Source organism: Desulfopila inferna (genome assembly GCF_016919005.1).
GTDB classification, from domain to species: domain Bacteria; phylum Desulfobacterota; class Desulfobulbia; order Desulfobulbales; family Desulfocapsaceae; genus Desulfopila_A; species Desulfopila_A inferna.
Genome location: NZ_JAFFQE010000003.1, coordinates 124,360 through 138,794, shown reverse-complemented (window position 1 = coordinate 138,794; position 14,435 = coordinate 124,360). Strand labels below are relative to the sequence as shown.

Sequence of the window (14,435 nt, the reverse complement as noted above, 5' to 3'; positions counted from 1 at the left end):
TGCCTTACACCTATGGATTTACATTTACCGCGAGGTAATGATGAAGAATAACAGCATACTTTTTTTCTCCGGTACCGACATATACTCTCTTTTGACTATGGAGAGCTGCATAGAAGCGATGAAAGATGGTTTTAGCGCTCTGAGCAAAGGTGAAGCGGTAATGCCGGTCCGGACTCGCCTGGAGATGGATGCGGACAACGCCAACGCCTTGTTTATGCCGGTTTATTTACCGCATATCCAAAAGGTGGGCGTAAAAACGGTTACCAACATCAGAAACAATCCCGCAAAAGGGCTGCCCATGGTGCATGCGATGATGCTGCTGTTCGACTCAAGTACCGGCGTTCCGCTTGCAGTAATGGACGGGGAAGCCATCACTGCCATGAGAACAGGAGCTGTCTCCGGACTTGCGACTTCTCTTCTTGCCGGTAAAGAGGCGAGTGTCGCTGCGATAATCGGGACAGGCACACAGGGAGAAACGCAACTCGAGGCAGTTTGTGCGGTCAGGAAAATCCATAAGGCCTATGTCTTCGATATACAACCTGAAAAAGCCGAGGCTTTTGCCGACAAAATGAGCAAACGGCTGAATATCGAAGTGGTTGCCGCTGATTCGGCTGCCGTTCTTGAGGAGGCGGATGTTATCTGTACCGCCACTCCATCCCGAAAACCTGTCTTTGAAGATCGGCATCTCAAGAGCGGTGTTCATATCAACGGTGTAGGTTCTTATAAGCCTGATATGATAGAGATACCACCGGAAACCATTGCCCGAGCCAAGGTTGTTGTCGATCAGATGCAGGGGTGTCTGGCAGAAGCCGGAGATCTTCTACAGCCCATTGCCCAGGGGATTATCACCCAAGAGTCGATTCATGGTGATCTTGGCGATGTCGTCACCGGAAAAATTCCGGCACGAGAGAGCGATGATGAAATAACGGTTTTTAAATCGGTTGGAGTTGCCGTCCAGGATCTGGTTACCGCCGATCTCATCCTCAGATCGGCTCAGGAGAAAGGGGCGGGGACACGATTATCCCTGTCATAACGGCCGAAATAAGTAATGGATTATCCGGCCTATATCATTAAGCACCAAACATCCCTTTTTTTATTCATAGAAAAAGTATAGTAAAGTTTTAGAAGATTGACAGGGCCAATTGAGTAGAGTATTATTTTACCCTTTGCTAAGTCTCAATTGTTTGTTTTCACAGCAATATTTTTTTTGGGCGGGTAGCTCAGCTGGATAGAGTGTCGGCCTCCGAAGCCGAAGGTCATGGGTTCGAATCCCATCTCGCCCACCAGTAATAGAAAAAGAACTTACGGCATAATGCCGTAAGTTCTTTTTCTATTGGATATTAGGAAATCCCTTTGAAAAATCCCTAGTGTAGTGTAGCGCGCCGCCAGGTTTGAAACCATTTCTCACAAGGTTTGAAACCATTTTTGCAGACAGCTGTATCAGGCTTTCAGGAGAGGCTTACTTCAATGCCTCTTCAATATCCTTTTTGGTGAAGGGTCTTGTCACTATTCTATAAGGATGATCCTCTTTTCTAATTCGTTCAAACGTTTCCGGATCAGTGAATTTAGTCACAAACACTACTCGAGTATCGGGTGCTTCTTCATGAATTAGCTTGGCTACATCAACCCCATCCATCATGCCTTGAAATTGATAACCTATAAGTACCATATCAGGTTGAGTGCTCCTGATAACATCCAGGCCCTTTTCTGCCCTTAACGCGCTACCGAGCACAATTATTCCATAATCCTCACAAATATCAATCAAACGCTCAGCAACGGGATATTCATCTTGGACGACTACTGCTGTCAAGATACTCATTATGTTTCTCCTACCTAAAAAAGGCCGTTGTAGATTCTATTAAAAACTAATGCTTTTATACGGAAACCCCATCCTTTTCTTAAGCAAGTTAATTGAAGATCAGCAACTCTTTTCTAAGCTTACTTCTTGATTTGGTACCAGTGCTCAAAGAATATTTGAGTTGTGTTACTTCGATTTCGAAAGGCCTGAAAATCCTGCGAACATCTTGTAGTGTCATTCAGCATCCAAAATTGATCCCCTATGGTATCCCTATCATGATCAAATTAGATCTTGGAGGGAGGGGAGGATGTTAATTTTGGAAACGATAGCTAAAATACGGAGATATCATTTTGTAGAGGGTCGATCTATAAAACAGATATCAGGGGATTTGAATATCTCTCGAAATACAGTGCGCAAGGTTATTCGCAGTCCGGTAACTGAACACCGCTACGAACGTGAGGAACAGCAGTTCCCTAAACTCGGGTCATATACAAATCGGCTCGACGAACTTCTCGAGGAGAATTTCAACCGACCGAAACGTTGGAGGATGACCGCCCAACGCATGTTCGAGATCCTTCATGGTGGAGGTTACCAGGGAGCCTACGACAGCGTTCAAAGTTATGCGAAGAAATGGCGGGAAGAAAGAGGACGTGAACCGGAGCATTGCTATATTCCCTTGTGTTTTGATCTCGGTGATGCATATCAGTTCGACTGGAGCCATGAAAAAGCGATACTCGGCGGCATACCACAATCGATAAAGGTTGCTCATTTATGTCTCTGCCACAGCAGAATGCTCTTTGTGGCAGCATATCCCCGCGAAAGCCAGGAGATGGTTTTTGATGTTCACAATAAGGCCTTCGTTTTTTTCCAGGGCACATGCAGGCGGGGTATCTACGATAATCTGAAGACGGCAGTGAACAAGATCCTGCGTGGCAAAGAGCGGCAGTTCAATTGCAAGTTCGAGCAATTATGCAGCCACTATCTTGTTGAACCAGTAGCCTGCATACCTGGCGCAGGGTGGGAAAAAGGGCAAGTTTTCCTTGTAATCAGGAAATTTTATGGCACGTTTTTACTATAAGGGTGTATACGTGAATTTTTGGCCGCTGACGGAAAACTCGTACATGAGTCCACCCAGTCCATGAACGAAGGTGGCCATGCCCTTGTGATAATCGACATCTGCCTGGACTCCTGTCTTCGGGCCGGCGGTTGCCCCTGCACTGGCTCCCGCAGTACCTGCCTTCGCTTCAGCCCCTGCTGTTATGACGATGGCTTGCGCCGTGGCACCGAATTCGAAATTGCCGGCGGTGAACTCATCGTAGGCACGCTGGTCCTCGAAGAAAATGATTTCACTGAACGCTTTGCCGCCCATTTGCAGCCCTATCGATCCTTCAACTACCGTCGATTTTCCTGTTACCTCATCACCTTTGTAGACCTGTCCCTTGCCATAGGATCCTCCGATCACAAAGCCGGCCTTACCAATTGTCGGAAAAACAGCATAGCCATAGGATGAATCAAAAAACCTCTGCACCACGGGCGAACTTTTAAATACTTCAATAGTTTTTGAGTAGTCCTTCACTTCTTCGGCAGCGAATGAGCTCGTTGTTCCTAACATGATTAAGCATCCGATAAATACAAAAAGTTTTCGACTCATTATTTTTCTCCTCTATGTAGATGGTTTTTGGATGACCACCAACTTTTCTAGATATTTTGGAAACTTGGGAAAATCTGGTCAGGGTCGATATGTGTTGATGCAGTAACAGGATCGCTAAACATTAAGGCAGGTGGAAAGCGCTGTCAAAAAGTTAGAGGATCTTGGCCGCTGATTTTTGTGTCAGGGAGCACATTTTAATAACAACGCAGGTTGTGCTTACTCAATGTTTCGGTAAAAATGAGAACTTAAAGATCAGCTGACCCCTCCCCGTTCACATCTGGTGCTGGCTAGGGTTATGGGGTCAGCATCCGAGGCCTGCGACTCGATAAAGGCGGTGGTCCATGGCGCCAGGTTCATGGTAAGGCCGTGTGCCGCCAAGCTGTTGAACTCCCTGGCGATATGGATCCGGTCGTCCGGGTGCTCTGAGTGGCCGAGCAGAAGGATATATAACGGGTGCCATTCCGTATACCGCCAGTTGGCAAGAAGGGCATGGATGGTGTCCCGGTCCACTTCGGCCGCGAAGCTCTTGAGCAGAAGGTAGGGGGTCCTGGACACCTCCAGATAGGCTTGTTCACGGATCGTAGAGTCGGGGTCAGTAAGAAACTGCAGGAAAAATCGATATCGCTCCTCACTGCCGCCCGCGCTTTGCCAGTGGGCCGATTTGTCGAGGGTGGTTTCGATCAGCAGCTGCACCTCTGGAGTGCCATAGGCAAAAAAACGATAGTCCGTATTCCCACTGCGGGAGAGAATGACGACGTCTTTTACATCTGCTGCCAGCCGGCGGCGTGATGCGGCATCGATAAAGAGATGTATTTCCTCCGGGGCGTTCCCACCTTTGAGTGACTTGATCACCTTGAAGGTATAGGCCTTTCCAGATATTTCCCGCACCGCAACCAGAACCTCGCTGTTGATGACGCGATCGGCCAGGGTCGTCTCCGGCACCGGGTAGCAGATCGTGCAGGCCCAGGTACTGACGGTCCCTGGAAAAAACAGGAGCAAGAGGCCGCCAAGGGTGCTGATAAACTGTGTTTTCATAGATTAAACGATACCTTCCCTGTTCGGAGTATGTTTACGGCGTATACCAGATCGGCGAGGTGTAGGCGCGTTCCTGGTGAGTCGGCGGCACGCCCTCGGGCAGATCGACGCCATAGAACGCGGCATCATAGGTGGTCCAGCGCGGCGTAGGGATCTCCAGCACACGCATGTAATAGAAGGCCCGCTGCTCCGGGTCGAAGTCCGGGTCCTTCCAGTAGGTCATCATCAGGGCATCACCGATACTGTTGGTGTAGGTGGCGTTTTCTATGTTCACCGTATCGCCGACGAGCCCTTCGCAGCGATTCTTCTCATTGATGGTACGGTCATCCGAACAGGCGATATCGTAGATCTGCTCCTGAGGTTCGCCCTTGCTGTCCAGCCAGCCCTTGACGATCTGGACGCGGTCCAGGTTGGCGCCGTCAACATCGCGCAGCACGCGGACCATGAATGCCGGACTTACGTCTGTTTGCCAACGCTCTTCTGTTGTGACTCGGCGATGGCGGAAAGAGCTGCTCCTCCAGTTTCACCTGCCAGCTTCCTTTCATCCTCCCCGCTTTCACCTTCCCCTGCTACCTCGACGATAACCTTCCGATGAGCGTAGTGAATTCCCTTTGCTGCAAGGGCCTCGGTAATGCGGCGGTAGGCCTCGCGGCGGATGACGAAATGGGTGCCGGGTTTGGCGGTGAATTTCACCCGAATCACCATGACCGAATTGGCGATCTCACGGACTCCCTGGGACTTGACGGGGGCAATGAAATCCGCACCGAACTCCTCGTCCTCGAGCATGGCCTGGCCGACTTTCTTGATTATCCTTCTGACCAGGTCTATGTCGGTGTCGTAGGCAAACTCGAGGTTGAACTTCACTACGACGCCGCCACGCATGAAATTGGTTATCGGGCCCAATTCGCTGTAGGGGACGATCTGCAGCATGCCCCGGTGATGCCTGAGCATGACGTTGCGCAGGGTGATGCCCTCCACCATGCCGGAAACACCGCCTGCCTCGAGATATTCGCCTACCCGGAAGGCGTCGTCGAGAAGAAAGAAAAAGCCGGAGAAGATATCGCTTACCAGTTTCTGTGCCCCGAAACCGATGGCCAGACCGATGACGCCGGCGCCGGCGAGCAGCGGTCCTATCTCGACGCCCATGGACGATAGGATGATCAGGATCACCATGACCATGAGAACGGAGCCGATGAACTTGCGCACCATGGGCAGAAGAGTATATCCCCTCCCTCTTTGCGCCACCGGGGCCCACTCGTCGTCCTCCGTTTTTCTCTCCGGCTGTGCAGCCTCGTCTTCCCGGAGCTTCGTCTCGATATACCCCGAAATCAGCCGCCAGAAAAAGAGCGCCACCGCCAGTGTCAAAAGCGACTTGAACACTATTCTCGATATGTCCGCGGAGTAGGGCAGGCTGTATCCCCAGAGATTGAAGATCCAGCCGACCAAGGCCAGTAAGATGGCTCCCCGCACGATGCGTCCGACCCTGTTGGTGAGCAGACGTTCCTTCTGCGCCGCCGTCGGTTCCGCCGCGGTTTTTATTCCCTGGTCTTGCTCTTCACCGTCGCTGGGATACAGCTTCAGGGTGCTCACTGTCATCCCTACCACCCATTGGCCGATCCTATCGAGCAGCAGGAAGATGGGGACAATGAGTAGGCTGAGGAGCAGGGCGCCATTGTCCCGGGATATTCCCATGATCTGCTGTAATAGAAAAATCAGCCAGATGATGAACAGGTAGAGCAATGCCGGAACGTGCCAGAGCGCAGCGAACAGCGTCTTGAACCAGTCTTTGCCACCGTCGTCCGAACCTGCGGAAAGCAAATGGGCAGTGATCTTTTTCCTGTATGACAGGATGGAAATGGCAATGGAAAAAATGAGAAGAGAGCCCAGGATAACGGTCACCAGAGTCACACCATCCCTTTCCATGCCAAGCTCCGCCAGAAGAACGATGAAGCTCAGGCCAATGGAGATATAGGAGGAGAAAAAGAGTACACCCGCGTGCATTGCCCGAGCCGCTGCATCGCTTACCGGCAGTACTCTCAGGGCTGGGACCCGGGGAGCGAAAAACAGCCGGGACAGCAGCGTGGCGAGCCGGATGAAGATGATACTGAAGACCACGGCCAGGAAGAGAAAGCGGACTCCCGCGATGCGTTTCCCTTCGGTCAGGAGAAAAAGGAGAAAAGCCGAGCCGAGAAAAAGGCTAAGATGCAGTACTTCCGGCACTGCACGCAATATCCCCGCCCTGAACCGCGTGTAGGCGTTGATATGCGGTACTGCAGCGCCGGCAAAACGTTGACGGAAGGAGGCAGTCAGCATTCGTCCCGCAAATTCCAGCCCCAGGGCTGCACCCAGAACAAGCGCGACGAGGGCAACATTCGCCCAGGCGGACGAGGGAACCGAATTTTTCCCCAGGCGGGAGAAGATCTCTTTCAAATTTTCCAGTATTTCCGGAACATGTGTAAAAATCCCTGTCACCCTGTTCTCCAGGTTCTCTCCGTTGCCGTTGTCAAGCAAGTGAATCCAGCGTCTTATCAGCTGTACCATTCCCGTTTCTTTCTCCACCGCCCCGGTTTCCACACCCTCGGTCAACAACTTCGCTTTCAGGATAAATCGAATCTGCTCGTCGCTGAGTTCCGCCAGGACACTATCAACCCGATCGGGAGGGATGTCCTGCAGCTGCTCTAAGTTCTCAGCCTTTTCCAAAGCCCATAAAAGTGAGGGAGAGACGAGAATCATCCCCAGTGCCAGCAGGGCGGGTACCAACAAATGTGAGATAACATGTTTTTTCATAACGATTGGTTAGATTTCAATTACACCCTCAAGATGTCAAGGGTTGCTAATATATGCTGAAGGCCTGTTCACTGTCTCCTGAAGATCCTCCATCGATGTCTGCATGGTTTGCAGCAAACCCTTGTTGGGAATGTCCATGTCGACAATCATCGTCAGCACCAAGGCGAACGATAAAATCAAGCCGAGAATGACAGGCGATCTTTTCTTTCCTGAAATCCCGGACTGATACCCGGCGCAAAAATGTGCTATTATAGCAAGAGCGAGTAAGGCCAGGGAAATAGGCAACGGGATCTGGCTACGTGCCCCGACCATTACCCTTTTGGCTTGCGTATCAATGGTCTTGTTCAGCGACTGGATAAAAAGGCTGGTCATCACATCGGGATTCTGCAAAGCAACGTTCATCGTCTTGTCCCATATTGCTTCAAGTATTTGTTCTGATTGATCGATAATGGCGATGATTTCATCAGCGCCGACATCGGATTGCGACGCTTCCACCCGGATATTGACATATTTGCGCAACAGTTCCTGCACCTCGGAGCGGGGAGGCTCAGGCAGAAGAGAGGTGCGCAGATAGGTGGTGCCGATGTCGTTCGCCTCCTCAAGGACAACCTGCCGCCGTGCCTCATAGCGGGCAGCAGCGAGGTTGAAGGTAAAGGCAAGCAGAAACGCCAGCAGGGCTAGGATTGAGCCGACGATGACGCCTACGGATTCGTCTTTTGCCCCTTTATCACTGAGACGCTTTCGCATACCAACATGGTATCCTCCCTCGAGAGGAACCGACACGATCAGACAGGCCAGCAGGAAAAATACCATCACATAGAGTATAGCCAACGGATTCAGAGACATACTTGCTCCTTCGAAGGCTGAAAGAAGCCGCCTCTACACTTACGGTATTCGCCTGCAAAAAGTTTCGACCTGATTTCCAGTCGTTTACCGGAGGCCAGGTACTTTTTGTTCCTGATGGGACGGGACTGACTGTGCAGCGGATGGGCATGGTGCTCCTCGAGCCACAGGTCGGCATCGAAGTGATAATATTGCTTGGTCCATAACATACCGGCCAGTTCCTGTCGCATGATAGCTCTGTCGTCCTCACCGACCGAGGAAGGGGTCACATGGCGGTAGAATTCATCCGCCTCCCGCTGCCGATCGTCAAAGAGGTCATCTGCTGCAGAAAGTGTCATTGCTTCCTTCCACTGCAGCTCGGCTGCGGAGAGGCGCAGCCGGACGACTGCGCTGCTGCCGGCCTCGATGTCGAGTGGATAATAAAAGGAGGCCTTGGTGCTCGTCTGCTCCGGATTGATTGCCGACTGGTCTCCAGTAACAATGAAATCATTGATGCTGCCCTTCACATAGGCGCTGGTTATGGCAATACCAAAGAGCCTTTTCCTGTTGGTTTCATTATCGCAGAAGAGCAGTGCCGGATCTACTTCCCCGCTCAGGGTATATACCTGCAGCCTCTCCTGAGACGAGCCGTTGCCGTGCTCGACGACAATCGTTCTGCTCTTTCCCAGAAAACCTGAGCGCAGCAACGGCCTGGCATTCTGGTGCGCATGAGACCAGGTGTTGCGAAACCAGAGCGTCGGCAGCAGATGCAGACGCGCCGCCGCTGGCCCGCGGTTATGCATGGTTATCCTGACCAGGATATCCTCGGGGGCAGCCTTGGCGTATTCGACGAAAATATCGAAAACGTCCTCCCCCCAGCGATACGCACGGGAGCGCGCCTGGTCGTGGCTGAAATACTCCCAGGCATCGCCGTTTTCACTGTAGTCCTCACGGACGGTACCCCATTGCCGCTCACTGAGATAGGGGCCCCATTTTTTCCAGGTAGATTCCTGCTGTCTGGATTCCAGAAGCCGACTGTATTCTTTGATATTTTGCATGCCGTCCTCCTCTACGCAAGAAAAGCAGCTGTGAATATGGCTGATGTTCAGATTCTGTTCTCCAGGATGATGTTCAGTGTATTTTGATCCCCACTCTCTCAAGACCTGTTACCAGGCACTCCGTGATCTCGTCGAATTTGATGTAGCGCTGCAGTAGAATATTGCAGCGCTCGGGAAAGTCGGGTTTGATGCGCAGGAGCTCTTCGGCATGCGTTCTGCCTTCTTCGATCCTGCCGCACAGGCCAAGCGTGGCCGCTTTGGCAAGTGGATGCCAGAAGCAGACATTCCGACGTATTTCGGTGGTTTCGATATAGGCGCCTTCGCAATCTCCTCTGCGCAGACAAACCGCCCATAAGGCATAATGAACCATCGGTCTGTAGTAGGGATTCAGTCGCATGACGTTTTTTATCAGCACCGAGCCTTTTTCCCACTGGCCGAGGAGGGTCATTATATAGCCGATGACATCCATCATAAACGGAGATTCCGGATTCATTGCGTACGCCAGCTCTATGTCCCTACGGGCAAGATCAATATCACCGGCAAGCATGCGGATGTAGGCCAGTGTTACTCTGTTTGCCTGGCTTTGCGGTTGGAGTTGCGCCCCCCTCAATGCATACTCAAGTGCCTTTTTCTCCGTCATGTATATGTCAAATCCCGGTAATTCCAGGCTGAAAGCGGCTGCATAAAGCCTTGCGAGGAAAGACCAGGCCTGACCGCATCCGGGTTCTATGCAGCATGCCCTTTTCAGGGCCTGCAAGGCTCTCGTGAAATCTTCCGGAGAAAATGTCTGTTCGTAGGCATGGTACTGCAGGATCGCTTCATAGGTTCCAAGTCGGGAAAAATGCGTGTTTTTCGATTCGGCATACAGGGTCCTGGCGATGATGCCGTTTTCCCCGGCAATGACTGTGCCCACCTTCGCAGCAAACTTTTCTTGAAATTCTATAATTCCTGCCTCCTCGACGCTCATTCGCAGAAAATCGCACCAGATCAGCCTGTCGCTCTTGGCGTCAAATAAGCTGACATTGACCTTGATCCCCTTGTCATCTTCCCGGATACTCCCTTCTACAAAGAATCGCACAAAACTTTTCATGCCGCTTATGCCAAGAAATGCCGGTCTTGGCCTGAGCACCTTGATCCACTGGTAACGGCAGATCTCTGTAGAAAGTTCCGTGGTAAAACTCTCACCCAAGTGGTAGTTGCGGGAATGGTTGGTTTGGTTGATAAAAGGTTTGATGAGCACCGTGGGCCCCTGAGGCATTATCCGCTCTTTGTGCATCACTTCGGAGACATACTCCTGTGCACGGCTGAAGATAGGAACATAGGCTCCCTTGGGGATACTGATGCGGAGTTCGTCGTTCCTGCCGGAAAGAAGATAATAGCGCTCAAGTGCACGGCGCAGTTTATTTGCCTGGATACTGACAATGGGATCGTCGGCCTGGCTGAAGTTGTCATTACGCCCGAAAACTTCGGTGGCCACCGTATATGCCTTAATGGCTTGACTGTTCCCCGCCAGTTTCTGATCGACTACAAAGGTTAGAAAATCGCGCTGTTGTTGGCTGGCGTCAAAATCCGGACTCGAGAGAATGCAACTTAGGTGCTTTCTGATCTCTTTCGGCGGGCAGGAGCTATTGGATTCACGGCATAACTGTTGAGAAGATTTATTGTTCTGCACCATCTGTAACCTCGACCGGCTGAAGGACCCTCCCGGTAAAGCGTTTAATGGAAAAGAGAACCCCGCTCCAGCGAAGCTGACGGAGTTGAGCTGGCTGAGCGGGTATTTATCCTAAATTAGGTGCCTGTCGAACCAATCAAATTCACAATGATAAACGGTGATGGATGCGATATTACGGCAGTTGGCTGCTCTAACTGCCCTTAAGAAAGTGTATTCGTTTTTGTCCAAGCAATGCAAGGTAAATTTGGACGATTTTTGCCAGGGATGGGCAAGATGCGGATGGAAAAAGAAGAGATGCCGGAGATTATTATGTTTAAATCTGACCGCGCGTCAACGAACAAAGTTTTCTCTCCCGTGGATTGAATATTCCGCTTTTCTTCAGCGGCTCGCCCTGCCAGGCACTGTGAGCGGTATTTTATTCAAGAGGCATGTTTGCGCTAGGCGTTAACATCCTGGAACTCCTCGGATCCAGAGACAATTTATCTTGAGTTAGTTCCGGATCTGCCGGCTTCAACGATACAATGAACTGATGGATTGCCCAGCGACTACAAATTAGGTGAGCGATGTAAAGTGGTCCTCAACGATGTTGGTTGGAAATAGATAGAAGGAGACTGCTTATCCCAGCATCAGTCGACCATACGGATATGACCAGGCAAAATTTCGCAGTAATAGGCGATCGCTTCGTTGGGGGCAATCAAGTTCGATTGCGGATGCCTGAGCTTTGAGTAAAGCTCGTCGAAGGAGAACCCCGCTCGACGGAGTGGATATTACCGGCAATTTATCCTAAATTAGGTCATTGAACATGCTGAATGGCGATAAAATACATAAGAGTGACTTTTTTTGCGAATAGTATGTTTTAAATGACGAGATAGCATAGAAAATATGCTGAAGTGGGTTGGGGTGTGGGCTGAGGCATCTCCCCTGGACATCATCGTCATCAAATTCGTTACCAACACCGACTTCGATGGTGGCAAACATCGGAAAGCGGTGGCGAATACAACGAAGGAACCACACTCTCTCGAATTACGACAGGCAATGCTCGATCGCTACAGCAAAGCGCGGAGTGCATGTCTCGAGGGCAGGGGGTATACGGTGAAGTAGCTCCAAATAGCTCATGTTTCATATACAATTTGACAAGCGGATATCTGCAAAACAATTGAGAAGATTCTACTCTTGGCCAACTCAGGAAGAGGGAGAGCATACCATGAAAAAATACCGTGTTCCATGTATCGGATTTACCTTGTTCTCGATTTCTCTCATGGCGTGGTCTTGCGTCTACGCGGCCGCTGGTGAGGGCAATGGGGACCAATGGCAATTTCATCTCGTGCCCTATGTGTGGCTGGCAGGCCTCGATGGCACGGTAGCGACCTTTCCTGCCGCTCCCCCGGTCGATGTCGATGTAGATTTTTCGGACGTTGTCGACAATGTCAACGGTGCGCTATTTCTGGTTGGGGAAGCCCGCAAGGGCAGATTCGGTCTGTCTGCCGATATCGCCTATGTCGACATAGAAGACGATGAAGCCACTCCCGGCCCGCTGTTTTCCGCGGTGGAGTCAGAGACGGAATCATGGATAGTATCAGTTGTGGGCATCGTGCGGGTATTCGATGAGGCGTCTGCTTCAGTTGATATTCTTGCGGGAATTCGCTACTGGGCGGTGGATGCCGCGTTGCGTTTCCGGCCGGGAGAGTTGCCTCGGCAGGATTTTTCCAATGACGAGGACTGGATCGATCCGATTGTGGGGATGAGGGGTCTGACCTTCCTGGGACAGTCTCAATTCTTCCTCAGCGGAGGATTATTTCTGGGCGGGTTTGGCGCGGGCTCGGATTTCATGTGGGATGCCAATTTCAATCTTGGCTATCGTTGGACACCGACATTTTCAACGATTATCGGCTACCGTTACCTCGACGTCGATTACGAGGAAGGTAGTTTCATTTATGATGTTTCTCAAGATGGACCTTTGCTGGGACTTTCTTGGAGATTTTGATCAGATTGTCGCGTTTCCGCACCGGCGCCGTCGGAGACAGATGCTACTGCGCATCGCGGAGTTGGGTGTCATGGATGCCATGAGGAAGATAGACAGGCAAGAAGCTGGAAGTCGGCACTTGAAGGGATGAAAGGCTCTTTCGTCGCCATGGAAATGCAGATAGCTTCCAGCAAGATGATTCCGGTTGGATTGGAAAGGGCGTTCAAACGATATTTAAGTCAGTCTCTGTATGCCCTTCTGCCGCGTCCAGGGGCATTTAGTATATTCGTTTTTTCCCGGAGGGCTGGGAATCCGGCGGTGTCGGCTATGGATATGGTGGCGAATCCGTCATTAACGGAGAGGAAAAGGATGATCGCAGGGAAAAACTGGCATGGATGCTTAGTCTGGGTTGCCAGGTCACCCGTCAGTTGAGCGCGAAAATCGCTTATCTCGGTAACCGGGCTCAGAGACCGTTTCCTTCTTCTGTTGAAATCCCCATTTCGGTGTTGATCCTTGCAGAAGGGGGGATCGAGATTGTACGAGCCGTAACCTCAATATTTCTCAGATGCCATCTCAATACTCGTGGTCAGTCAGGAGACCGCCCGGTTCTACATCCCCCTCCAAACATGCCTTGGGCCGAGCAGTCATGTCCAGGCAGGGGTAATTTATCCTAAATTATGTGCCCGCCGAGCGGAATGTGCTCTATAATCGTATGTGAGCACACATTCGTCTCGTCCGCCTCCCGGCTGGCGAACGCCATTGACAATTGTTTTGATCGTCAAGCCATGCACAGAAGATAAATAAACGTGAAGCAAGAAGAGAGAGTATACATGATGAGACTGATAACAACACCGATCGTAACAACTGCGGTAATTGCAATTTTTCTCCTGTTAACGGTGGCAGGCTGCACCGTTGAGGCACCGACCGGAGAAGCAAGAGGCGCTGGACCGGGAGAAGTCAGCTCATCTCAGCAGGTAGATCGCCAGGGGCAGATGCCGCAGACGGCGATGGCCACATACAGTTGGCTGGAGGACTCGGAGCCAAGCAGCGACCTGCGAGTAAATAATCCCAGAATTGATGCGCTGGTCAAACGGGCGGTGGAAGACAGATTGCAGTCCATGGGCTTTGCAAAGGCCGGAGCAGCCGATAAACCTGATTATCTTCTCGCCTGGTTCGGCACAATTGAGGAGGAGGTAAAAGATATTTCTCTGGCATCGTTCTATTCGCGATCCGGATACACCGGATTGCTCGGGAATATGCCGGAGGAAATGAAAGACGGCATCGTGCAGAAGACATTCTCGCGAGGAACCCTGGTCATTGATGTTCTGGACTCGGCCGACAAGAAGGTTTTATGGCGTGGAAATGCCACCAACACACTCAGGAGCAAGATGAGTGAAAAACAGCTGGCCGAATACATAGATGCCTCTGTTGCTCATATTTTTAAGTCCTTGCCTGCAAAAAAACAGGATGACTGAGGTTCGGCTATAGGGAGCTTACCTTACCCGATTGCGTAATATATCATTTGCGTGGCAGTTCCCTAAACAGGAAGCTTTGCCGCAGCCCTGAGGGCTGCGGTCGGCCGTTGCGCTGCCTGCCTCCACTGGATAGAAATAAATCACAGGATATCGAGGGCGTGACGCCATCAATGA

General features: G+C 51.1%; 12 protein-coding genes, 1 tRNA gene and 1 pseudogene. 6 read left to right on the top strand and 8 right to left on the bottom strand.

The features are described from left to right. The first annotated feature begins 37 nt into the window (after positions 1 to 37). Together JWG88_RS08895 and JWG88_RS08890 are read left to right on the top strand one after the other, a co-directional pair. Entirely contained in the window at positions 38 to 1,033 is a 996-nt protein-coding gene (locus JWG88_RS08895; RefSeq protein WP_205233380.1) for an ornithine cyclodeaminase family protein, read from the top strand. A gap of 176 nt (positions 1,034 to 1,209) precedes the next feature. Continuing rightward, positions 1,210 to 1,286: transfer RNA gene (locus JWG88_RS08890), tRNA-Arg, on the top strand. Positions 1,287 to 1,459: 173 nt separating this feature from the next. Here the strand turns inward: JWG88_RS08890 and JWG88_RS08885 are convergent. After that, the gene (locus tag JWG88_RS08885) at positions 1,460 to 1,819 is read right to left on the bottom strand and encodes a response regulator (RefSeq protein ID WP_205233379.1); all 360 of its coding nucleotides are present in this window, start codon (positions 1,817 to 1,819) and stop codon (positions 1,460 to 1,462) included. A 286-nt stretch (positions 1,820 to 2,105) separates the two neighbouring features. On the opposite strand from JWG88_RS08885, the pseudogene istA reads away from it, so the two are divergent. Beyond that, positions 2,106 to 2,834 (top strand): annotated as a pseudogene (istA, locus tag JWG88_RS08880) (IS21 family transposase); the annotation flags it as partial. A gap of 36 nt (positions 2,835 to 2,870) precedes the next feature. Here istA and JWG88_RS08875 read toward each other — a convergent pair. From JWG88_RS08875 to JWG88_RS08845, 7 genes are all read right to left on the bottom strand, one after another. Then, positions 2,871 to 3,410: a lipid-binding SYLF domain-containing protein gene (locus JWG88_RS08875; RefSeq protein WP_205233377.1), complete on the bottom strand. Its 540-nt coding sequence runs from the start codon at positions 3,408 to 3,410 to the stop codon at positions 2,871 to 2,873. A gap of 291 nt (positions 3,411 to 3,701) precedes the next feature. Next, complete coding sequence (locus JWG88_RS08870; RefSeq protein WP_205233376.1) at positions 3,702 to 4,484, bottom strand: hypothetical protein; 783 nt, start codon at positions 4,482 to 4,484, stop codon at positions 3,702 to 3,704. Between the two features lie 34 nt (positions 4,485 to 4,518). Then, positions 4,519 to 4,929, bottom strand: a complete 411-nt coding sequence (locus JWG88_RS08865) for a DUF3604 domain-containing protein (RefSeq protein ID WP_205233375.1) — start codon at positions 4,927 to 4,929, stop codon at positions 4,519 to 4,521. 11 nt (positions 4,930 to 4,940) lie between these two features. Then, positions 4,941 to 7,271: a mechanosensitive ion channel family protein gene (locus tag JWG88_RS08860; RefSeq protein WP_205233374.1), complete on the bottom strand. Its 2,331-nt coding sequence runs from the start codon at positions 7,269 to 7,271 to the stop codon at positions 4,941 to 4,943. 36 nt (positions 7,272 to 7,307) lie between these two features. Next, positions 7,308 to 8,117, bottom strand: coding sequence for a bestrophin-like domain (locus JWG88_RS08855; protein ID WP_205233373.1), 810 nt, complete (start codon positions 8,115 to 8,117; stop codon positions 7,308 to 7,310). Next, the gene (locus JWG88_RS08850; RefSeq protein ID WP_205233372.1) at positions 8,108 to 9,151 is read right to left on the bottom strand and encodes a hypothetical protein; all 1,044 of its coding nucleotides are present in this window, start codon (positions 9,149 to 9,151) and stop codon (positions 8,108 to 8,110) included. The genes JWG88_RS08855 and JWG88_RS08850 overlap by 10 nt, the downstream gene beginning before the upstream one ends. Before the next feature lie 73 nt (positions 9,152 to 9,224). Then, positions 9,225 to 10,826: a tetratricopeptide repeat protein gene (locus tag JWG88_RS08845; RefSeq protein WP_205233371.1), complete on the bottom strand. Its 1,602-nt coding sequence runs from the start codon at positions 10,824 to 10,826 to the stop codon at positions 9,225 to 9,227. 879 nt (positions 10,827 to 11,705) lie between these two features. On the opposite strand from JWG88_RS08845, the gene JWG88_RS08840 reads away from it, so the two are divergent. The 3 genes from JWG88_RS08840 (at position 11,706) to JWG88_RS08830 (ending at position 14,261) form a co-directional block, all read left to right on the top strand. Then, complete coding sequence (locus tag JWG88_RS08840; protein WP_205233370.1) at positions 11,706 to 11,924, top strand: hypothetical protein; 219 nt, start codon at positions 11,706 to 11,708, stop codon at positions 11,922 to 11,924. 157 nt (positions 11,925 to 12,081) lie between these two features. Continuing rightward, on the top strand, positions 12,082 to 12,807 hold the full coding sequence (locus JWG88_RS08835; protein ID WP_205233369.1) for a hypothetical protein: 726 nt from the start codon (positions 12,082 to 12,084) through the stop codon (positions 12,805 to 12,807). Positions 12,808 to 13,616: 809 nt separating this feature from the next. Beyond that, entirely contained in the window at positions 13,617 to 14,261 is a 645-nt protein-coding gene (locus JWG88_RS08830) for a DUF4136 domain-containing protein (RefSeq protein WP_205233368.1), read from the top strand. Positions 14,262 to 14,435: the final 174 nt, after the last annotated feature.

Coding starts and splice junctions, on each gene's coding strand:
- JWG88_RS08845 (WP_205233371.1), bottom strand. CDS start 10,826: ATGGTGCAGAACAATAAATCTTCTCAACAGTTATGCCGTGAATCCAAT.
- JWG88_RS08830 (WP_205233368.1), top strand. CDS start 13,617: ATGATGAGACTGATAACAACACCGATCGTAACAACTGCGGTAATTGCA.
- JWG88_RS08840 (WP_205233370.1), top strand. CDS start 11,706: ATGCTGAAGTGGGTTGGGGTGTGGGCTGAGGCATCTCCCCTGGACATC.
- JWG88_RS08855 (WP_205233373.1), bottom strand. CDS start 8,117: ATGTCTCTGAATCCGTTGGCTATACTCTATGTGATGGTATTTTTCCTG.
- JWG88_RS08885 (WP_205233379.1), bottom strand. CDS start 1,819: ATGAGTATCTTGACAGCAGTAGTCGTCCAAGATGAATATCCCGTTGCT.
- JWG88_RS08860 (WP_205233374.1), bottom strand. CDS start 7,271: ATGAAAAAACATGTTATCTCACATTTGTTGGTACCCGCCCTGCTGGCA.
- JWG88_RS08835 (WP_205233369.1), top strand. CDS start 12,082: ATGGCGTGGTCTTGCGTCTACGCGGCCGCTGGTGAGGGCAATGGGGAC.
- JWG88_RS08850 (WP_205233372.1), bottom strand. CDS start 9,151: ATGCAAAATATCAAAGAATACAGTCGGCTTCTGGAATCCAGACAGCAG.
- JWG88_RS08870 (WP_205233376.1), bottom strand. CDS start 4,484: ATGAAAACACAGTTTATCAGCACCCTTGGCGGCCTCTTGCTCCTGTTT.
- JWG88_RS08875 (WP_205233377.1), bottom strand. CDS start 3,410: ATGTTAGGAACAACGAGCTCATTCGCTGCCGAAGAAGTGAAGGACTAC.
- JWG88_RS08865 (WP_205233375.1), bottom strand. CDS start 4,929: ATGGTCCGCGTGCTGCGCGATGTTGACGGCGCCAACCTGGACCGCGTC.
- JWG88_RS08895 (WP_205233380.1), top strand. CDS start 38: ATGATGAAGAATAACAGCATACTTTTTTTCTCCGGTACCGACATATAC.